Genomic DNA, 20,936 nt, shown 5'->3' on the forward strand with positions numbered 1-20,936 from the left:
CGTCACCACGGCCATGCGAAGATGACGATCGGCATGCGGAGGCCGACACTGAAAATCAGGTATGCGCCCACGGAAAGGGTCGCCGCTAGAATTAGGACCCCGCCGAGAGACAGCTTGCTGTCCGCACGGCTGGCTATCAGCGTGAGCGCCGTAATTGCGGGAATCATGCCAAGCGGCCGCATGAGGAGGCCAAAAGCGAGGATGGAGGCGACGACTGAGGCAAGCGAGCGAAAGTCGACTTCCCTCCCCGTGCCCGCTCGAAACCAAGCTGGAATCATGAGGATAAATCCGAAAATGACAAGTACGACGCCGAGTACGGCAGGAAACATCCCGGGCCCCATGTTCACCATCGAGCCAAGTCGAAGGGAGGTGAATGCATGAAAAACCGTGAACCCGCCGATGATGACGAGCGCCGCACCGCCTACAATGTCGCGATAGTCCCGTCTGTACATAACCGATCCGCCCTCGCTCAACTCACCAGACCTGCCCGCGACCCCGAGATCAGGAGGAGGCCTCAGCGCAGCAAATAGGGTTCGAATGGCTGCGGAATACAGCCGACGCCATCGTTCCGCAGCCGGCTCGCCGGGGCGTCACTCGGCTTCTATGCCCAGCTGTTCCAGCAGCTTTCCGATCACGGCGGCGCTTTCGACGAGCTCGGCCTCGAACTCCGCAGCAGAACCGCCGGCCGGAGCCAGGCTTTGCGCCAGCATCAGCTCGCGCGTGGCCGGATCGTTCAAAGCTTCGTTGTATGCGGCGTTAAGCGTTTCGATCACCTCGTCGGGGGTCCCCGCAGGTGCAAACAGGCCCCACCAGCCGTCCACGACGATTTCGGGGAAGCCGACTTCAGAGGCCAGCGGAATATGGCTGAAGTTCTCGAGACGTGTGGAAGTCGTCAGGGAAAGCGCGCGAAGCGCGCCGCTCTCGATCTGGCTCAGCACCACCGGCAGCCCCAAAGCCGCGAAATCCAGGCGTCCCGCAACGAGATCGAGCACCACGGGCGCGGCCCCCGGATACGGCACATGGACCATATCCGCTCCCGCCGCGCGGGCGATCAGCTCACCCGTCAAGTGGGACGGCACGCCGACCCCGCTCGATCCGAATGTCAGCCCTCCCGGCTTGGTCCGTGCCAGCTCCAGAAGCTCTTCCACCGAATGCGCGGGACTGTCCTTTGGCACGACAAGCACCGAAGTGCTGACCCCCAGCTTCACGATCGGCCGAAAATCCTTGAGCGGATCGTAGGTCAGGTCCTTGATCATATAGGGATTGGTCAAATGAGTGCCAAACGAGCCGACGAACAGGTTGTAGCCGTCGGCAGGCGTTTGCAGCACCGCCATCGCGGCCGGGACTCCCGCACCACCGGCTCGAAAATCAACCACGATTGACTGCCCCAACACCTGCTCCGCCTTCATGGAGGTCGGACGGCTTGCAACCTCCCCATTGCCTCCGGGACCTGTCGGCACGATGACATTGATGGTCTTTTGCGGGAAAGTCTGGGCGTTCGCGCCCGCGGCTCCCGCAAGAGCAAGAAGGATCACAAAGCCTGCAATATATGTTTTTCTCAGCATGATTGTTTCTTCTCCTCCCACTTACTTCTTTTATTTATGCCATTCTTGATTTTCTGGCTGCATCTCTGAAAATACGTCCGGCCTTCAGACAAGCGGGACGTGCATCATGATTCAGATTTGCATCTCGATATAACAGGAGGTTAGGCGGCGATCCAATGCCTGTCCAATGCAATCCAACTATGGAAGAAATACAACTGCTGTCTGGGCTAAACCGACCCGCGCCGTGTCAGACGGATCGGCGGCCTTCCGGCCTCTGAGAGATGAGTCAGGTCGTTTCCTAACACCAGTTAATGAAAAATTGTTCTTGTCCGCCCTCCAGGCGGGTAATAAGTTTTGAGGAGTCCAATCTCCTGGCGTCCGGGCGGTACGTCCAAGCGTTCAGGAAGCGCTCCGTTCTGCGCCGATGACAAGAAATTAATTAACAGGTCGAGCGCTTTTCTTTCCGGGCCGGCCACAGGCACGGGGGGTGAATTTCCGCGGATGGCCCGCCTCAAGTCTTTTCTCGCAGCGTCATACCGCGCAGCGCGCCGGAGACCTTGCAAGGCCCACGTGTCCCATACGGGGGCAGACCGGCCCAAGGTCCCGACGCGAGGAAGGAGAGAGTGAACATGTTCGAAGACGCTGTTCCGAAGAAGGTGATCGGCTGCCTGCTCCCACTGGAGCCGAACGACTATGTTGCTTACGAGTTCTATCGTCTCGCCCCGCCGGGCGTGATGAGCGCCTATGTCAGCGTCGGCCTCAGGACGTTCACCAAGGAAGACGTGCTGCGCGCGTTCGAGCCCATCGATCGCTTGGTCGACATGCTGACGGATCGAAACGTCGACATCCTGCTTCAATCAGGCGTGCCCCTTCCGATCCTGATGGGCGTCGAGGAACACGACAGCTTGCTCGACCGGATGCGCAAGCGAAGCGGCAAACCTGTGACGTCGAGCATCACCGCTGTGGTCAATGCGGCCGAACATCTCGGCATCAAGCGCATCGTCGCGATCAACAAATGGACGGGCGACATGAACGGGGTTCTCGCCCGGTTCTTCGCGCGCCGGGGAATAACGGTGGAAGGCGTGGGAGCGGAAGTGATGTTCCCCGAGCAATTCAAGAATTTGAGCACCGTGGACGGCATGCAACTGGCCTATGAGCTTGCGCGCAAGACCCTCAACGAGCATCCCAAGGCGGACGGCCTCTATATCGGTGGAGGAGCCTGGCTCGTTCTGCCCGTGGCGCAAATGCTCGAGAAGGAGTTCGGCATTCCTGCAATCAGCAATCAGGATTGCACGTTATGGGACACCCTCCACAAGATCGACTATTGGCGCCCCCGGCCGGGTTTGACGCGCCTGCTTGGCGGAGATTGAGCACGCCGCCCGGCCTCGCGCGATTCACGTTTTCTGTCTGAACCGGAGGAAACCTTTCCATGCGCATACTTGTCGTCAACCAATCGCCTGCCCGCGTGGGCAGGAAGGAGATTTACGATGTCGAGGAGGTGACCCGGCTTCTCAACTCGTATGCTTCGCCAGGAACAAGGGTCGAGATAGGCTTTCCAGAGGATTTCGAAGGAAGCCAGGTATTTTCAAAGCTTGGCGGCGTCAACGGCTTGAACGGTCTCCATCACATGATGGAAGTGCCGTCGATTGTGCGGAAGATATTCTGGGCCGCGCAAAATGGCTACGACGCCGTCATCTCGAGCAACACCTTCGACCCGGGCGTCGATGGCGGGCGCCTCGCGGTGGATATTCCCGTCATAGGCTTGCTGCGCTGCTCGATGCATGCGGCCACGATTCTCGCCGACAAGGTCGGCGTGCTGGTGCCGCTTAGTCCCCATGTCCCCTATACGAGGCGCCTTCTGCGCGGGTATGGGATGGAGCATTTTGCCAGCGAGATCAGGCCTCTGGGAATTTACGGGGAGGACATGGCCTCAAGGAAGGATCATATTCTCGAGGAAGCGGTGAAGGTCATCAGGGAAATGGTCGCCAACGGCGCGGAAATCATCGTGCCGCTCGGCGGTGCCCTCATCCCCTATGTCGTGAACCCTGACGACCTGGCGCGTGAAACCGGGGTTCAGGTTGTCAACACCAAGGCTATCGGCATCCGTTTTGCGGAAACCTGCGTGGCTCTCGGGATGTCGCAGAGCGCATTGACCTATCCGCGCGCAAAACTGGAATACGCCGATTTCCTGGGCAAGGAGGCATAGGCCGGATGTTTTGGCCGTTCCGCCCCGCATCGCACTGCTGGCGCTGACGGTCTATATTTCCCCCAAGGGACGGACGAGATCGCCGAGCTCGTCATACAGCCGCGAAAGGCATTTCTTGAGAAAGACCTGTAGCTCCCCTTCCGCCCGGAAAGGCTCATGGCGGGGCCGGCGCGCCAGATAGAGGGTCCGGCACACTTCGGGTCGCACGATGCGCCGGGCCACCATGAGGCCGCGATCGACGTCCTCTTTCACGCTGCCGTAGGGCGTGACACCGCTTGCGAGTCCCTTGAGAATCAGGTTCCTCATCGCCTGGTTGGACTGCGTCTCGTAGGGGACGTTCAGGGAAATGGAAAGGCGAGCCGCCGTCTTGTTTATCAGGGTACGGACGATGTCCATCTGCCCCGGCAGCACGAGGTCCCGCCGGGCCACCTCGGCGAAGGGAATGACGTCAGTCGATGAATCGATATCGGGTGAGCTGAGGAAAAGCAGGTCTTCGTCAAACAGAGCCGTAAACTCGGTCAGGGACCGGTCGCCGGCAGTGTAGACGAAAGCTGCGTCAATATTGCCTGCGTCGATCGTAGTGATGAGGTTGTAGCTCATTTCCTCGACCAGACTGAGAAAGACGTTCGGCATGATCTCCCGCGCTTCTATCAGGAGATCCGGACCCATGAGCTTCAGGATGCTGGGCGTCACCCCGAACCTTATCGTCTCGCGCGCATCCTCCACGAAGTTCATCACCTCCCGCCGCGTCTCGTTCATGGCCTGGATCAGCGAAACCGCGCGGCGATAGAGAAATTCTCCCGCCGGAGTGGTTTGAACACCGCGTGAATGGCGGACAAGAAGCGATACGGACAACTCCTCCTCCAGATTCCGAATCTGGAGGCCAAGAGCTGGCTGCGCAACATTGAGGTGGTCGGCAGCGCCTGTAAGGCTGCCGACCTCAACCACCTTGATGAAATATCGCAACTGACGGTCGTTGATAGTCCTTCTCCCTATCCCGTCACGATGAATGCCAAGCTCATGCGATTATCCCCTGATACAACAAAGATGAGCTTCCAGGAAAGCTCCGCATGCTCGACGGCGCACGGCCGGTCATGGATACCACGACGGCTTTCTCTTTTCGGACATCGCGCTGACACCCTCCCGCAGTTCCGCCTCGTCGGGGGGAGCGGTGCGCATTTCGGATGCGACCGGGCTTTGCCATGCCGCCAGTCGACGCTTCAGCACTCTTGTCGCGATCGGAGCGGCGTGCAGCAGCTGGTCCGCGATCTCGTCCACCCGCCTCTCCATCTCATGCGCGGGCGCGCTTTCCCGCGCGATCCCGAGCTTCACGGCATGCTCAGCTGCAATGCGTTCGGCGGTCAGCCCATACTGGCGAAAGTTGCGATGGCCGAAGATCCGTATGAAGTAGGGGAGCAGCTTGCTGGGAGCAATTCCGAGCCGGATCTCCGGGAGCGTGAAGAATGCATCCTCCGTAGCGAGCACAATGTCGCAACAGGCCGCAATCGCGATTCCCCCGCCGACGCACCCCCCTTGCACCACGCAGATGATCGGCTTTGGAAAATTGTCCATCTCCTCCAGGAGATCGACGATACCGGGAGAAACGCTGTGCTCCTTCGTGTCCGCCCCGGCGCAGAAGTGCCTACCGCGGGAACGCACCACCACCAGCCTCACCCGATCGTCGTTCGCACACGCCGACAACGCCCCGCACAGATCGACAATCAACTGCCGGTTCAGCGCATTCGCATTGTCCGGACGGTTCAGGATGACATGAACAATTCCCCGATGCGGCGCGCTTACTTCCACCGTCTCGTAGCATTTTTCTTCCATGACTGTATCTCAAAGCATCACATGAATCGTTTTCGTCTCGGTGTAGCTCAAAAGCTCCTCCAGCCCCTCCTCCCTTCCGAGCCCGCTGTTCTTCTTGCCGCCAAACGGCGTTCCCTGGTAATGGGCCGAAACGCCGTTGATCCAGACATAGCCGGACTGGATGCGGCGCGCGCATTGGAACGCCGCTTTGAGGTCGTTCGTCCATATCGCAGCGGTAAGGCCGTAATCCGTGCTGTTGGCGATCGACAGCGCCTCGTCCAGATCGTGCCAAGCCATAACAGAGAGCACCGGACCGAAGATCTCTTCCCGAGCGATGCGCATATCCGGCTTAACGTCGGCGAACACCGTCGGCTCGACCCAATAGCCGCGCTCGAAGGCCACTCCCGCCGGGCGCTTCCCGCCAGCCGCCAGCCGTGCGCCGTCGGCGAGGCCGTACTCGATATATCGCAGCACCCGCTCGTAGTGGGCCTTCGAATTTATCGGACCCATGTCGGAGTTGTAGTCCGACGGTGTGCCGAGACGGATGCCCGCAACCTTTGCGAGCACGGCGTCGAGGAACTTGTCATGGATGCTGTGGTGCAGAAGAAGTCTGCTGGTGGAGCCACAGGATTGTCCCTGCCAGGCGAAGTTCATGCCCGCGACAGCCGCATTCACGACCGCGTCGAGATCGACGTCCGGGAACACGATCATGGGATTTTTACCACCCAGCTCGAGCGTCACATTCTTGACCTTGGTCTCCGCCGCCGCGCGCAGGATGGCGAGACCGGTGGGCACGGAACCTGTGAAGGCCAGTCGCCTGACCTTCGGATGACGCACCAGCGCATCCCCCGCCGCCGCCCCCGCTCCCGAGACGATGTTGACCACGCCGGGCGGAAATATCCCGGCACAGATATCCGCAAGAATGCCGGCCGAGAGCGAGCTTTGCTCGGGTGGCTTGACGACGACCGAATTGCCCGCGATCACCGGCCCGGCGAGTGCGGCCGCCGCGAACCTGATCGGATGATTGAACGGAACGATGCGGCCGACGACGCCGTAGGGCTCGCGCAATGTCAGATGGAGATTGCGCGGCGTGGACGGTATCGTCTCCCCCTTCATTTCGGGGGCAACGCCGGCGTAGTAGTTGATCAGCGACACGGCAGCCGCCACGTCCTGGCTCATCTTCCGGATTGTGTTGCCTGTATCGGCAACCTCGGTCGCAAGAATTTCCTCACCGCGCGCAAGCAGCGCGTCGTTCAGACGGTGGAGATATTTGGCGCGCTCTTCGATCCCCAGCGCCGCCCACGCGGGAAAAGCCTCTTCGGCCGCGTCAACGGCGCGATCTATGTCGGCCTTCCCCCCCGCCGGTACGAGGCCTATCACCTCCTCGTTCGCAGGATTGAGCGACTCGAATGTCTCGCCGCCGGAAGCTCCGGTCAGCTCGCCGCCGATCAACATGCGGCTTGAAATCTGTTCAGTTGTCAAAATGCTCATCCTTCATCCGTTTGCGGTCCTCACGCGTCCAACGCGACCGATCCGGCCACGGGAAAGGTGAGTGTTACTTCGTCGCCCGGCGCCGCGCCCGTCCTGCCGCTGACCGCTTCGGAACCGGTCATGACGTGCACGGTCGCGCCCGCGGCTTCCACATGCATCATGGTCGTATTGCCCAGGAAAACACGGTTGCTCACGCGTCCGCTTATGCTGTTGCGGTCCGGGCGTTCTGATCCGTCGCCGGCGCCGAGCCTGATGCTTTCAGGACGCACGCACACGGTCACCGACTTGCCGGCGTCCGCACGCCAGGCCGGCGGCGCGCACCCGATGACGGATCCATCGTGCAGCCGCACGTTCAGACGACTTGCATCGCCGGCCACGACCTGGCCCGGAATCATGTTCGCCGAACCGATGAACGACGCGACGAAGCGGTTTCGCGGTGCATAGTAGATTTCATCCGGCGTGCCCCGCTGGATGATTTCGCCGCGATCGAACACGGCGATCGAGTCTGACATCGCAAGAGCTTCCCCCTGGTCGTGCGTGACGTAGAGCGCCGTGATTCCGGCCTCTTTCTGCAGACGTTGCAGTTCGGCGCGCATGCCCTCGCGCAGCTTGACGTCGAGATTGCTCAGCGGTTCGTCGAGCAGCAGCAGCGCCGGCCGGTGGACAATCGCCCGCGCGAGCGCAAGGCGTTGCTGCTGGCCGCCGCTGAGTTGCGTGGAGGAACGCGCTTCGAAGCTGTGCAAGCCGACGACCTCCAGCGCCTCAAGCACACGCTTCCTGATTTCGCTGTTGCTGTGGCGCCGCTTCTGATCGACGCGCAGTGGAAATGCGACGTTCTCGAACACGCTGAGGTGAGGCCAGATAGCATAGGACTGAAATACCATGCCTATGCTTCGGCGGTTTGTGGGCAGCGCGATTTGCTTCTCATCGTCGAACACCGGCTTGGCGTCGATCGTGATCGAGCCCTTGTCTGGTTGAACGAGACCGGCGATGCAGCGCAAAGTCGTTGTCTTGCCGCAACCGGACGGCCCAAGCAGAGTAAAGAATTCACCCCGATTGACATTGAAGCTTGCTTCCTTGACGCCTCCTATGCCACCGCTCTTGCTGTCCTTGTAAAGTTTGGTAAGCGATCTGACCTCAAGCACCTCTTCTCCTCCCAAGTATCGGACGTCGCCGTTCAGCGGCTTCTAGTCCGGGCGCAACACGACAAGCGCATCCAGGGCGTAGCCTCCTTCTCCAGGCATCACGACGAAGGGATTGACATCGATGCTTTCAAGGCGATCGCCGATATCACGGGCGAGCGCGCCCAAGGCCACCAGCGCATCGACGACCGCCTCGACGTCGTAGCCGGCCTCGCCCCTGAAGCCGCGCAGAAGCGTCCCGGCCCGCGTCCGCTCCACCATCGATCGTGCCTGCTCCCGGGACAGCGGGACGGGTCCAAACGCCACGTCCCTCACGAGTTCCAGAAGCACGCCGCCGGCGCCGAACATGACCACGGGACCGACCTCCGGATCGCGCTGCACCCCCAGCACCAGCTCCAGGCCGCCAGAAACCTGGGCCGCGACCAGAGTCCGGTCGAAGGGAAGCTCAGGATGATGGGCGCGCATGGTCCGCTCGAAGCGGGCATAGGCGCCTTTCACGTCGTCCGCATCCGCCAGATCCAGCGCGACGCCGCCGATATCGGATTTGTGCAGCACCTTGTCCGAGAGGACCTTCATCACGACGGGATAGCCGATGGCGTCGGCCGCAGCGACGGCTTCCGCCGCAGAACCAGCCACGACCTCGCGCGGCGAGCGGATGCCATATGCTGCCAGCAGCCGCTTCGATCTCGCCTCGTCCAGAACCAGCAAGCCGCCCTGCGAAGGCGACGTACCCTCAAGGAGCGCAGGATCGAGAGTCGCCCGGGCTGGTACGTCTTCCCCCTTGGAAGCGACCGTGGTCCGGTAGCGGTCGATTGCGCCGATAACCTTGAGGCTTTTCTCGACTTCATGAAGAAATGGAAGGTTGGGGCACTCGGCCCTGAACGCGCGTCCCTCATCCGACAGCATGTACGAGACCATCGACATAACGGCGACCGGCTTGGAGCCCCGCTCCGCGAGTTCGTCGACTTTCCGAAGGTTCTGGATCTTGTCGTCCTCCAGCACGACCGCCGGGAGTTCCTCCTGCACGAGGAGCAGGTCCACGCCGGGGTCGGCGAGCAGGGCCTCGACGCATCCGAAATAGCCCTCGCGGCTGCTCAGCGCCGTGAAGCCTGCATCGAGCGGATTGCCGAGCGAGGTGCCGATTCCCATCAGTTCTTCAAGCCGGGCGAGCGTGCTCGTGTGCAAGGGCGGGAAGACGACGCCGGCCCGCTCCGCCGCTTCCAGCATCAGCCCTTTCATGCCGCCGGAGAACGTCATCGCGCCTATGCGGAGCGAGGCGGGAACGGCGGCGCGGCTCAAATATTCCACGGCTTCGACGACCTCGTCGAGCGTATCCAGCCGGATGATGCCTGCGGGAACCGCCACGGCGTCGAAGCACTCCTGCGAGCCCGCAAGCGAGCCCGTATGGGCCAGAGCTGCGGAGCGGCTTGCCTCCGACCCGCCTATCTTGATCGCCACCACAGGTTTGCCTGCGTCCCGGGCCGCGCGGCAGGCGTCGAAAAACGCTTCGGGCCGTCGAATGGCCTCGATGAAGCAGGCTATCACGCGGGTGTCGGGATCATCGATCAGGAAACGGATGTAGTCGGCGGTGCAAAGCCCGATCTCGTTGCCGCTGGTAAGAGCGTAGCCTACGCCGACCCCGCGATTGCGCAAGGCGCGGTAGAGCGCCATGACGATTCCGCCGCTCTGACCAATGATGGCGCAGGGTCCCCGTTCGACATGCGTGATCCGCTCGTCGGGCATGGTGAGGAGCCGATAGGGGGCCGCGAGATTGCCGAGGCAATTCGGTCCCGAGATGGCGATCCCGCTGGCGTCTATGGCCGTGCGAAGCTGCGCGGCCAGCTCGCGCCCGGCCTTGTTGCCTCCTTCGCCGAAGCCGCTGGCGAAAACCGTGGCGCTGCGCGCTCCCGCCTCGCCCGCGTCCTGAACCGCCTGTATCGCCTTGTCACCTGGGATCAGCACGACAACATGATCCGGCGGCTCCGGCAGATCGCTCAGTTGCCCGTAGCACTTCTGGCCGTCCCAGACGGTCGCATTGCGCGGATTGACCGGATAGATCGGTCCCTCAAAACCCGACCGCACAAGCGACTGCCAAACCCCCCGGGACCAGCCACCGGGACGGTCGCTGGCACCGACAATGGCGATGTTCCTGGGTGACAGCAGAGCGCGCACACCTTCGGCGCCGGATTGCTTATTCATGCGAGCATCCATGGCTATCACGGTTCCACCGTGGCCGCTTCGAGTTCCGGGCGGCAGGCTGCCTTGGGGCAAGCACCCTTCCCCGTCCGGCTCGCGTCCCCCTGATCGAAAGCGAGCCGACTCCCGCATTCCCTCAGTCGGCGCCGACTGTCCTCGTTCTGATTGTCGATCTGAATGGTCTGATACTTTGCTTGCATCTCCGCTTCCTTGGTATCGGTTTGAGAGGAGAACTAGCCGGTCTCTGACGGACTGTTGCTGAGCCAGCTAGCGACGTAGAAGAAGATTGCGGCCACCGCCGACATGATCAGCGTCCACAGGAGTCCGAACGCGGCAAGTTCGGTGACCTGGCCGTTTTGCCAAAGGTCGAAGAGTTGGACGGCGACGACGCGGGAATGCGGGGAGGCCAGGAGCACCGGCATCGCCAGGTCACGGGCGACCAGGAGCATGATGAACAACCAGCCGGATACGAATGCCGGTATCACCAGCGGCACGACGACCCGGATGAAGCGGCTCGCAAGGCTTGCTCCGTTGGCCGCGGCCGCCTCCTCCATCTCGGAATCGATCTGAAGAATGCCCGCTGTCGAATAGCGCAGCCCATAGGGCAGGAACCGTATGCTGAACGCAATCAACAGGATCCACATCGTGCCGTAGATCGGAACAGGCACCGACAGGAAAACCTGCATAATCGCCACGGCGAGCACCAGGCCGGGAACGACAAGCGGCACTGCCCCCAGTTGGTCAATCAGCCAGGCTCCGCGACGATTTCGAGCGATGACCCAGCCCACCACCAGAGAGAGCGCCATCGCCGCCGTCGCCGTGCTGCCAGCCAGCAGAAGCGTGTTCCAGACGATCGTCAGGTCACCGCTGTTCGCCAGCACGTTCGAATAATTCTCCAGCGTGATCCGCTGGAGGCCGCGCAGGGACATCGCCTGATAGAAAGGCATCAGGGAAGCCCACACCAGCGAAACCAGCGGCAGACCGACCGTGAGGATGAAGCAGACGGCCAGCGCCGCCGCGGAAGCCCAACGGCCATTGCGAAGATCAGTGAGCCGTGGCCGGTATGCCTTGCCGACGATCGTCCTGTATCGCTCGGCCTGCCGCAGGATTCGCTGATAGGCGCGCAGGAGAAAGGCGACAATGAGCACCAGAAGCACCGCAAAGGCGCTTGCGCGGCCGAGATCGGGCGGCATCGACATCTTGAGCTGCAGATAGATTTCCGTAGTGAGGACGTTCACGCCGGTGGGCAACCCCATCATTGCCGGCACCTCGAACGCGCCTATGGCTTTGATGAACACCAGCAAGAGCACGGCCAGCACCGCCGGCGTCACCAGCCGAAGGCTGACGCGAAACAGGGTCGAAGCCTGGCTCGCCCCGCACGTCAGGGCAGCTTCCTCCAACGACGGATCGGCGGCGCGGAACACGGGAGACAGCATCAGGAAGACGAGCGGGGCCCAGAGCAGACCTTCCACAAGGATCATGCCCGCCATCGAATTCAGTTCCGGGAGCGCGGCACCGGGCCCGAACAGCAAGGTGAGCATTGCCGATATGGGGCCGAGCGGACCGAACGCGAACATCGCGGCGACGACATACAGCGCATACGGAATCGCCAGGGAGATAATCGCGCCGAGATAGGCCAACCACTTGAATGGCGTATTGGTACGCTCAACGAGCCAGGCCTGGAGCCCCCCGAGAAACAGCGCGACCATTGCGGAGCCGGCGGCGAACACGACGGAGTTCCACACGCTGGTCGCCAGTTTGGCGGTCAGCAAGACGCGGGCATAGTTGCTGAGGGAAAGCTCCCCCCTCCCCCCGGCGGCGTCGATACTGTAGAAGCTGCCGACAAGAAGATAGATGAGAGGGGGGACAACGAGAAGCGCGACAATTATCGCAAGAATGGGAACCAGGATTTCTCCCTCCCCGCCACCGCGAAGCCAGGAGACATGGTGCAGGCCAAAGCTCCGGCCCCTCGGCAACAGCGATTCCCCACCGCTGCCCGACATGGTGTTCTTGACGGTCATCTTTGTCTTACGATCCGTTAGGCTATCGGAACAGTTGATTAAAGATTTCGTTCCACTTGCTATAATTGTCGGCTACGATCTCGGGACTGAGGACCGTGCCGGCAAATCCAGCGTTCTCGGGCGTCAGGCCGGCCTCCAGAGGCGCGATATCGGGCCTTACGGGCAGGTAGTTCGCTGCCTGGAACACCTGCTGTCCCTCGCGCGAGACGAGGAAATCGAGCAACAGCATCGCCGCGTTGGGATGTTTCCCGCCGGTCAGCTTGCTCCCGGTCGAAATAGTCACAGCGGACGGAGAAAACGGCAGCCACGCGACGGGCGCGCCGCGCTTCTCGCTGATCGCGGCGTGGTGATTGAATATCTGCAGGGCGACAGGGTAAGTCCCGGCAATCACCTGATCGAGCAGCGCGCGGGCGCTGACGGCGACAATCCTGATTTCCTGGCCGGCCAGCCTGCGGAGATACTCCATCCCCTGCTCTTCGCCCATGTTGACGAGGACGTTGCCGATGAACCCCGGCGCGCCTGACAGGTCGTTCGGCTTCCACGCGATCCTGCCCTTCCACTTTGGGTCCAGCAGGTCTTCATAGCTTCCGGGGCGCCCGTCTTCCGGCACCAGATCGGTGTTTACCGCCGGCGTGAGGACGTATCGGTTGGTCGCTATCCAGTAATTGTCGGCATCGCGGTACTGCTCCGGCAAAGCCTCGGCGTTCGGCACGCTGAAGGGCTCGATGGCGCCGGCATTGCGCAGCACATGGATTTCGCTCGTCATCGTGCAGATGTCGGCGACGACATTGCCGGCGCGATACTCGTTGGTGACTCTCAGCACAATGTCCTGACTGTCGCCGCGGACGTAAGAGACCCTTATACCGTACACTTTCTGGAACGCCTCGACCATCGGGCGGACGAGCTGGTCGACGATCAGGTCGGTGTACCAGACCACCTCACCCTCGGCCTTGGCTTTCTCGATTAAGTCGGACGGCAACTCGGCCTGCACCGCGCCGGACGGCAGGAACAATGCCGCCGCGCCAGCGGACAAGATGAAACGCCGGGTGATTTTCGTGTTCATAGGCCTTCCTCCCTCAGCCAATGACATCGCATTTATGCGATAGGAAGATTTGACTTCCATATTGTGGAATTATATTCCTTATATTGGAAACAGTATCGTCAGGGCCTGGAAACTGTCAATATGAAAAGCAACCAAGGGACAAATCTCCTTCTTAAGGCTATCCGCGTCCTTGAACTCGTAGGCTCGGCCAACGTGCCGCCAAGGCTGACAGACGTCGTCCGCTACACGGGACTTCCGCCGGGAACCGCGCACCGGATTCTGGATACGCTCGTGAGCGAACGCCTGCTGCGACGCGACGAGGCGACGAAGGCTTTCCTCCTGGGTCCGCGGCTCCTTCAACTCGCCCGCAGCGCATGGGAGGATATGGACGTGCGCGCGGCGGCGGAGCCAGAGCTGGACAGGCTACACGCCGCCCTTGGCCAGACCGTAACGCTGGCGCTGGTGTCGGATGACGGGCTTGTCCTCATCGACAAACGTGAGGCCAAGGATGCGCTGCGAAGCTCACCGCCGATCGGCGCAAATCTGGGCTTGCATTGCACCGCGCCCGGAAAAGCCGTCCTATCCTCCTTCGACGCTGCGAGGCGGCAGGAGGCCATCCGGAAGCTGGAGCTGAACCCCGTGACGCCCAACACCATCACGGACGTGGAGACGCTCAAGGCGAACGTGGAGATCGCCGCGGTTCGTCATTTCGCCGTCGACGACGGGGAAAGCATGATCGGCGTTCGTGGGTGCGCGGCCCCGATCCTAGACCAGCGCGGCCAGCCGGTCGGCGCATTGGGCTATACTGGATCGACTCAGACGCTGGCCTTGGAGGAATGCGACGAGATCGGCCTCCAACTCGCCAAGGCCGCGGAAAATATCTCGTGGAACCTCGGCTTCAATCCGCCCGAGCGCTGGACGGAGTTTGTGGTCAGCCGGCCGTCTGACGCGGTCGAGCCGCTGGGTTCCATCAAGGCGTTCATGGGCTCGGACCCGCATTGGTCCGCGCCCCGCCAGGGCGTGTTCTGGGTCGACCGAATGCAGCCCGGGGTTTTCTTCACCAAGCTTGACGGCTCCGAGCGACGGATAATGCATTCCGTTCCCGCACGAGGCGTCCTGCTTTCGAAAACCGGCCTTATCCTTGTCCTGCCCGGCGGTCTGCATTGGCTCGACATAGAGAGCGGCGAGGTTTCGCAGAAAGGACGGCCGATCGCCCAGCCGGACGAGCGGTACGTCAAGGCGCGTTGCGATGCGCGGGGCCGCCTGTGGATCACCACGATGGACCAGACGCTGAGCCGGCGCTCCGGCAAGCTCTACAGGGTCGATCCCGACCTGTCGTCGCACTGCATGGCGGACAACATGCTCTTCCCTCTCGGCATTGCATGGAGCCCCGCAAACGACCGCATCTACTTCTCCGACGGTCCGCAGCGGAAGATTTTCACAGCTCGCTTCGATCTGGAGACAGGAACGCTCTCGGACACGAAAGTGTTCGTGACCATACCGGAAGACATGGGCAGGCCGACAGGTTTGGCCGTTGATCAGGAGGGGTTCGTCTGGAACACCCTCAGCGAGGGATGGCGCGTCATCCGCATCGCCCCGGATGGCGGCATAGACAAGGTGATTTATCTTCCGATCCCCAGCCCCGTCGACTGCGCGTTCGGCGGCCCGCACCTGAAATCGCTCATCATCACCACGGCGCGGCGAGGTATTCCTGAAACGCGCCTTCCCGAAGTGCCGATGTCGGGAGCCTTGCTGAGCTTCGACTGTTCTGTGCCGGGGATCGCGCCATGGAATTGCGCCCTGTCGGTGGATTAGGTGTGTAGTCCTGGACTGTGATGGTCATCATGACCCCTGGGCCGCCAGGAGGAGGATGCATTATGGGACGTATTCTTCACGGCAGCGCCCGCGCGACGCCCGTGTCCTGCGCGGCCCGATGACGGACTCTGCCGGAAGTCGGCCGCGGCCGGACCCTACTTCCGCTTGTTATAGACGTCGAGGCATACGGCGCCGAGGAGCACGAGGCCCTTGATCACCTGCTGGTAGTCGATACCGATGCCGAGGATCGACATGCCGTTGTTCATCACGCCCATGATGAGTGCGCCGATCACGGCGCCGCCGACGCGCCCCACACCGCCATAGGCCGAGGCGCCGCCGATGAAGCAGGCGGCGATGACGTCGAGCTCGAAACCGAGGCCGGCCTTGGGTGTCGCCGTGTTCAGCCGCGCGGCGAAGACGAGGCCGGCGAGCGCAGCCAGAACGCCCATGTTCACGAAAGTGAGGAAAGTCAGCCGTTCGGTCTTGATACCGGAGAGTTTGGCCGCCTTCTCGTTGCCACCCACGGCGTAGATCTGCCGGCCGATCGTGGTGCGCATCGTCATGAAAGCATAGAGCGCGACAAGCGCCGTCATGATCACGAGCACGTTGGGCACGCCGCGGTGCGAAGCGATCAGATAGGCGAAGTAGACGATGACACTGAAGAACACGAGGTTCTTGATCAGGAAGACGCCGTAGGGCTCCGTCTCGATGCCGTGGCTTTCTTGCCGGATGCGGCTGCGGTAGTTCTGCCAGACGATCGCTAGCGCCAGCAAGGCGCCGATCAGAAGCGACGTGGGATGGAGCGCCCCCGCCCCCGGCACCAGTTCCGGGATGAAGCCGGACGACAGCTTCTGGAATTGCGGCGGAAAGGGACCGACCGACTGTCCGGCGAGGATGGCGAGCGCCAGCCCCTTGAACACCAGCATGCCGGCCAGCGTGACGATGAACGACGGGATCTTGAAATAGGCGACCCAATACCCTTGCGCCGCTCCGATCAGACCGCCGAGGGCGAGACAGATGAGGGTAGCGGGGATGTAATGCACGCCGAGCTTGACCATCAGCACCGCCGCCACCGCGCCGATGAAGCCCGCCACCGAGCCGACCGAGAGGTCGATATGCCCGGTGACGATGACGAGCAGCATGCCCAGCGCCATGATGACGATATAGCTGTTCTGCAGCACAAGATTGGTGAGATTCAGCGGTCTCAGCAGCGTGCCGTTGGTCATCACCTCGAAGAACAGCATGATCACGAACAGTGAGAGCAGCATGCCGTATTCGCGCAGATTGTTCTTGACGAACCCGGTATGCCGGGGGCTTTCCGGCAGCACGGCTGTCTTGTCACTCATGGCTCTGTCCTCCCTTCGGCGTTGTTTCCCCCTTCCGCATGATGACTTTTGCGCATGATGGCGCGCATGATCATTTCCTGCGTTGCGCCGGCGGCCGGAAACTCGCCGACGAAGGCGCCCTCGTTCATGACGCAGATGCGGTCGCAGATGCCGAGCAGTTCCGGCATCTCGGAGGAGATCACCACGACACCCTTGCCGGCGTCCGCCAGTTCGTTGATGATGCAGTAGATTTCATATTTCGCGCCGACATCGATGCCGCGCGTCGGCTCGTCGAGGATCAGCACCTTGGGATCGGTGAACAGCCACTTGGACAGCACGACCTTCTGCTGGTTGCCGCCGGAAAGCTTGCCGGTCTCCTGATAGACGCTGTGGCAGCGGATGCGCATGCGGTTGCGGTAATCCGACGCGACGCGCAATTCCCGCATGTCGTCGAGGACGCGGGCAGCGGCAATGCCGTCGAGATTGGCAAGCGTGATGTTCTTGCGTACGTCCTCCGAGAGCAGGAGGCCCAGTTGCTTGCGATCTTCCGTGACATAGGCGAGGCCGGCGTCGATGGCGCGTCGCACCGTCGAGACGTCGACCTCCCTGCCCTCGATCTCCACCCGGCCCGAAACCTTCTGGCCCCAGGAACGCCCGAAGACACTCATGGCGAACTCGGTGCGCCCGGCGCCCATCAGGCCCGCGATGCCGACGATCTCGCCGCGCCTCACCGCGAAGTCGACGCCCTTGATCACCCGCCGTTCGGCGTGGAGGGGGTGGAACACCGACCAGCCGGATACATTAAGGATCGTCTCGCCGATCTTCGGCGTGCGTTTCGGGTAACGGTGCTCCAGATCGCGATCGACCATCTTGCGGATGATGCGATCCTCCTCCACCGCGCCGTCGCGGCAGTCGAGCGTATCAACCGTCCGCCCGTCGCGCAGCACGGTGATGCGGTCGGCGATCCGCGAGATTTCGTTGAGCTTGTGCGAAATCAGGATGGAGGAGATGCCCTGTGCGCGGAATTCGGCGAGCAGGTCGAGCAGCGCGGCGCTGTCCTTTTCTGACAGGCTCGCGGTCGGCTCGTCGAGGATGAGCAGGCGTACCCTTTTCGACAGCGCCTTGGCAATCTCCACCAATTGCTGCTTGCCGACCCCGATATTGGTCACGAGTGTGTCCGGGGATTCGTCGAGGCCGACCTTGGCCAGCAATTCGCGGGTGCGCCAGCGCACGGCATCGCGGTCGATGACGCCGAAACGGGCGGGCGGATGGGTGAGGAAGATGTTTTCCGCGATGGACATCAACGGGATGAGGGCGAGTTCCTGATGGATGATGATGATGCCGAGCGTCTCGGAATCGGTGATATCGCGAAAACGCCGCTCCTCGCCGTCGAAGATGATGGCGCCATCATATGAGCCGTGCGGATAGACCCCGCTCAGCACCTTCATGAGCGTCGACTTTCCCGCACCGTTTTCGCCGACGAGAGCATGGACCTCGCCCGGCGCAACCGTGAAGCTGACGTCGCTCAACGCCCTCACGCCGGCGAAGTGCTTGCTGATGCTCCGCATTTCCAGAAGAGCGTTCATAAGTCCCTGCCTGTTATGATTATCGGGACCTCCGCGCGGGGAGCGGTAGCCACCAGCCTCCCGCGCGGAGCCGGGGTTTCAGTTGATCTCGCCTTGCCGGTAATAGCCGCTGTCGACGAGCAGTTGCTCCCAGTTGCTCTTGTCCACCTCGACGGGCTTGAGCAGATAGGACGGCACCACCTTCACGCCGTTGTTGTAGGTCTTGGTGTCGTTCACCTCCACCTCCCTGCCGCTCAGCGCGGCGTCGACCATGTCGGCGGCGACGCGGGCGAGCTCGCGCGTGTCCTTGAAGATGGTGGAATACTGCTCGCCGGCGAGAATCGACTTCACCGACGGCACCTCGGCATCCTGGCCGGTGACGACCGGCATCTTCTCATCGCCGCTGCCGTAGCCCACCCCCTTGAGCGACGAGAGGATGCCGATGGACAGCCCGTCGTAGGGCGAGAGCACGCCGTCGAGCTTCTTGTCGCCGTAGAAGGCGCTGAGCAGGTTGTCCATGCGCGCCTGCGCGGCGGCGCCGTCCCAGCGCAGGGTCGAGACCTTGTCCATGCCCGTCTGGCCGCTCGGGATCTGCAGCGTGCCCTCGTCGATGAGCGGCTGCAGCACGGAAAGCGCGCCGTCGTAGAAGAAATAGGCGTTGTTGTCGTCGGGCGAGCCGCCGAACAGCTCGATGTTGAACGGCCCCTTGTTCTCGGGATAGCCGAGCCCCTTGAGCAGCGACTGCGCCTGCAGCACACCCACCTGGAAGTTGTCGAAGGTGGCATAGTAGTCGACATGCGGCGTGTCGCGGATGAGGCGGTCATAGGCGATGACCTTGATGCCCTCGGCGTTGGCCTGGGCGAGCACGTCCGACAGGGTCGTGCCGTCGATGGAGGCGATCACCAGCACCTTCGCGCCCTTGGTCACCATGTTCTCGATCTGCGAAAGCTGGTTGGGGATGTCGTCCTCGGCGTATTGCAGGTCGGTGTCATAACCGCGCTCCTTCAGCACGCTCACGATGTTGTTGCCGTCCGCGATCCAGCGGGAGGAGGATTTGGTCGGCATGGCGATGCCGACCGTCGGTCTGTCCTGCGGCATCGCCGGGCCGGCAAAAGCCAGCGCGCCGAGCGCGAAGGCGGAAAGGGTCATCATCAGGCGTTTCATGGATATCTCCCTGTTGTATCAGCCGGTCGCGTTTTCGCGTGCCGTTGCGTCACTCTCTCCGCGTGTCAGTCTTCGCGACGCGCGGCCTGTCTTCCGCCATGCTCGGCTGCACGGTCCCCTTCTCAGGTCGCGGGGAACCGGTAGATCGAGGCATGGCGATAGGTCTCGCCCGGGTCGAGCCGCGCGCTCGGATAATCCGGGCGGTTGGGCGTGTCCGGCCAGCACTGCGGTTCGAGACAGAATGCATCCGACTGCCGGTGGAGCCGTCCGTCGCGATCCGATGCATGCAAGGCCTGCACTGCCGCGCCCCAGGTGATGACGCAGACCTCCAAGCCTTCGCCGCCGCGCAATCGCAGCGGCTCGACGGCACGCCCGTCGGGCAGCGTGCCGAACGTCTCGCGCGTGCATGAGGATTCAGCCATCGCGCTCACCAGTCGAACGGTGCGACGATGGTGCGCCGCCCCAGCATGAAGGCGTCCGCCACGTGGATCAGCGGCGCGAGATCGACATCGGACACGCCGCCCGCAATGAGCTCGGTGAAGCGTGCGTAGATGCCCGCGTACTCGGCCTCCTTCTCGCTCACCAGCACACGCCCTTCCTCCAGAAGGCGCGCGCCGCCGCCCGACAGTGTCAGCCGGCCGGCGTCCGTGTCCACGTGGATGTCCCACGTCTGCGGTCCGGTCTGCAGGAAGTCCAGCTCGGCGCGGATCGGCAACCCCGCACCATCGGAAAAGGCGACCGTGGCGACGATCGGCGCCCCACGATTTGCCGGGAAGGCAAGCGCGGCGTCGGTAACGAAGAACGGCTGCGGAAGGATGCGCGTCAGTATGGACAAGGCATTGATGCCGGGGTCGAAGACGCCGAGCCCGCCCGGCTCGAATATCCAGTCCTGCCCCGGATGCCAGACGCGCACGTCCTCCTTCCACTCGACCGTTACCGAACGGATATCGCGCTCGGCAAGCAACTTGCGCGCCGGTTCGACCGCCGGGGCGAAACGGGAGTGCCAGGTGGCGAACAGGGTTTTTCCCTTGCGTTGCGCTGCCGCGACGAGCGGCGCGATCTCGCTCACGGTGGCTCCGGGCGGCTTCTCCAGCAGCACATGCTTCCCCGCCGCCAGGGCCAGTGCCGCCTGCGCCCGGCGCACCTGCGGCGGCGTACACAGCGCCACCGCGTCGATCCGCGGACCACGCGCCAGCAGTTCCTCAAGCGTTTCGAAATGGGCCACCCCGTCAAGGGCGGCGTTGCGGCTGGCGACGGCGATGAGGTCGATACCCTCCGTCACCGCAATGGCCGGAAGATGCTGGTCGCGGGCGATCTTGCCAAGGCCCACGATAGCGAGACGAACGGGATTTACGGCTGCGGTCATGGCTCAGCGTCCCCAGTTCAGCACGAGCGGGTCGAGACGCCGGGCGATCTCGATCAGGCCCGCGCGGGTGGCCGGATGCAGGAGCGGCTGCGGGGCGCGCACAGTGTCGTGCGCGATCATCCTGCCCTTCTGCATCGGCGCCCTGCAGGCGGCGAGGCCGCACTGGCGATGCTCGCAATTGACGAGCGGCAGCCGGCGCTGGTAGGCGGCGGCTTCTCTGTCGACGGCGAAACAGGCATCGGGAGAATTC

16 protein-coding genes and 2 pseudogenes are annotated in these 20,936 nt (G+C 62.6%); 3 read left to right on the plus strand and 15 right to left on the minus strand.

Annotated features, from left to right (window positions below):
• Window positions 1-2: 2 nt before the first annotated feature.
• Both ACUSIJ_RS06805 and ACUSIJ_RS06810 read right to left on the minus strand, forming a co-directional pair.
• Complete coding sequence (locus ACUSIJ_RS06805; protein WP_449307630.1) at window positions 3-452, minus strand: tripartite tricarboxylate transporter TctB family protein; 450 nt, start codon at window positions 450-452, stop codon at window positions 3-5.
• 138 nt (window positions 453-590) lie between these two features.
• Window positions 591-1,565, minus strand: a complete 975-nt coding sequence (locus ACUSIJ_RS06810; protein ID WP_449307631.1) for a Bug family tripartite tricarboxylate transporter substrate binding protein — start codon at window positions 1,563-1,565, stop codon at window positions 591-593.
• Between the two features lie 608 nt (window positions 1,566-2,173).
• Between ACUSIJ_RS06810 and ACUSIJ_RS06815 the strand changes: the two genes are divergently transcribed.
• Both ACUSIJ_RS06815 and ACUSIJ_RS06820 read left to right on the plus strand, forming a co-directional pair.
• Window positions 2,174-2,914: an aspartate racemase/maleate isomerase family protein gene (locus tag ACUSIJ_RS06815; protein ID WP_449307632.1), complete on the plus strand. Its 741-nt coding sequence runs from the start codon at window positions 2,174-2,176 to the stop codon at window positions 2,912-2,914.
• A 59-nt stretch (window positions 2,915-2,973) separates the two neighbouring features.
• A complete protein-coding gene (locus ACUSIJ_RS06820) occupies window positions 2,974-3,750 on the plus strand; it encodes an aspartate/glutamate racemase family protein (RefSeq protein ID WP_449307633.1) in 777 nt (258 codons plus the stop codon).
• Between the two features lie 51 nt (window positions 3,751-3,801).
• Here ACUSIJ_RS06820 and ACUSIJ_RS06825 read toward each other — a convergent pair whose 3' ends face one another.
• The 7 genes from ACUSIJ_RS06825 to ACUSIJ_RS06855 form a co-directional block, all read right to left on the minus strand.
• Window positions 3,802-4,716, minus strand: coding sequence for a LysR family transcriptional regulator (locus ACUSIJ_RS06825; protein ID WP_449307634.1), 915 nt, complete (start codon window positions 4,714-4,716; stop codon window positions 3,802-3,804).
• A gap of 126 nt (window positions 4,717-4,842) precedes the next feature.
• Entirely contained in the window at window positions 4,843-5,580 is a 738-nt protein-coding gene (locus tag ACUSIJ_RS06830) for an enoyl-CoA hydratase/isomerase family protein (protein ID WP_449307635.1), read from the minus strand.
• A 9-nt stretch (window positions 5,581-5,589) separates the two neighbouring features.
• A complete protein-coding gene (locus tag ACUSIJ_RS06835; RefSeq protein WP_449307636.1) occupies window positions 5,590-7,050 on the minus strand; it encodes an aldehyde dehydrogenase family protein in 1,461 nt (486 codons plus the stop codon).
• Window positions 7,051-7,070: 20 nt separating this feature from the next.
• Window positions 7,071-8,195 (minus strand): ABC transporter ATP-binding protein, encoded by a 1,125-nt coding sequence (locus tag ACUSIJ_RS06840; protein WP_449307637.1) that lies wholly within the window; start codon window positions 8,193-8,195, stop codon window positions 7,071-7,073.
• Window positions 8,196-8,237: 42 nt separating this feature from the next.
• Entirely contained in the window at window positions 8,238-10,391 is a 2,154-nt protein-coding gene (locus tag ACUSIJ_RS06845; RefSeq protein WP_449307638.1) for an acetate--CoA ligase family protein, read from the minus strand.
• A 230-nt stretch (window positions 10,392-10,621) separates the two neighbouring features.
• Window positions 10,622-12,409: an ABC transporter permease gene (locus ACUSIJ_RS06850; protein ID WP_449307639.1), complete on the minus strand. Its 1,788-nt coding sequence runs from the start codon at window positions 12,407-12,409 to the stop codon at window positions 10,622-10,624.
• Between the two features lie 22 nt (window positions 12,410-12,431).
• Window positions 12,432-13,532, minus strand: coding sequence for an ABC transporter substrate-binding protein (locus ACUSIJ_RS06855; protein ID WP_449307640.1), 1,101 nt, complete (start codon window positions 13,530-13,532; stop codon window positions 12,432-12,434).
• Window positions 13,533-13,592: 60 nt separating this feature from the next.
• Between ACUSIJ_RS06855 and ACUSIJ_RS06860 the strand changes: the two genes are divergently transcribed.
• Window positions 13,593-15,266 (plus strand): SMP-30/gluconolactonase/LRE family protein, encoded by a 1,674-nt coding sequence (locus tag ACUSIJ_RS06860; protein WP_449307641.1) that lies wholly within the window; start codon window positions 13,593-13,595, stop codon window positions 15,264-15,266.
• Between the two features lie 155 nt (window positions 15,267-15,421).
• Here the strand turns inward: ACUSIJ_RS06860 and mmsB are convergent, their stop codons facing one another.
• From mmsB to ACUSIJ_RS06890, 6 genes and pseudogenes are all read right to left on the minus strand, one after another.
• Window positions 15,422-16,612, minus strand: coding sequence for a multiple monosaccharide ABC transporter permease (gene mmsB / locus ACUSIJ_RS06865; protein WP_449307642.1), 1,191 nt, complete (start codon window positions 16,610-16,612; stop codon window positions 15,422-15,424).
• Window positions 16,609-18,177: a multiple monosaccharide ABC transporter ATP-binding protein gene (gene mmsA / locus ACUSIJ_RS06870; protein WP_449307643.1), complete on the minus strand. Its 1,569-nt coding sequence runs from the start codon at window positions 18,175-18,177 to the stop codon at window positions 16,609-16,611. The genes mmsB and mmsA overlap by 4 nt, the downstream gene beginning before the upstream one ends.
• Before the next feature lie 78 nt (window positions 18,178-18,255).
• Window positions 18,256-19,320, minus strand: a complete 1,065-nt coding sequence (chvE, locus tag ACUSIJ_RS06875; RefSeq protein ID WP_449307644.1) for a multiple monosaccharide ABC transporter substrate-binding protein — start codon at window positions 19,318-19,320, stop codon at window positions 18,256-18,258.
• Window positions 19,321-19,442: 122 nt separating this feature from the next.
• A pseudogene (locus ACUSIJ_RS06880) lies at window positions 19,443-19,589 on the minus strand (aldose epimerase family protein); the annotation flags it as partial.
• A 158-nt stretch (window positions 19,590-19,747) separates the two neighbouring features.
• The gene (locus ACUSIJ_RS06885; protein ID WP_449307645.1) at window positions 19,748-20,686 is read right to left on the minus strand and encodes a Gfo/Idh/MocA family protein; all 939 of its coding nucleotides are present in this window, start codon (window positions 20,684-20,686) and stop codon (window positions 19,748-19,750) included.
• A gap of 3 nt (window positions 20,687-20,689) precedes the next feature.
• A pseudogene (locus ACUSIJ_RS06890) lies at window positions 20,690-20,926 on the minus strand (dihydrodipicolinate synthase family protein); the annotation flags it as partial.
• Between the last annotated feature and the right edge of the window lie 10 nt (window positions 20,927-20,936).

This window comes from Pseudochelatococcus sp. B33, assembly GCF_053570585.1.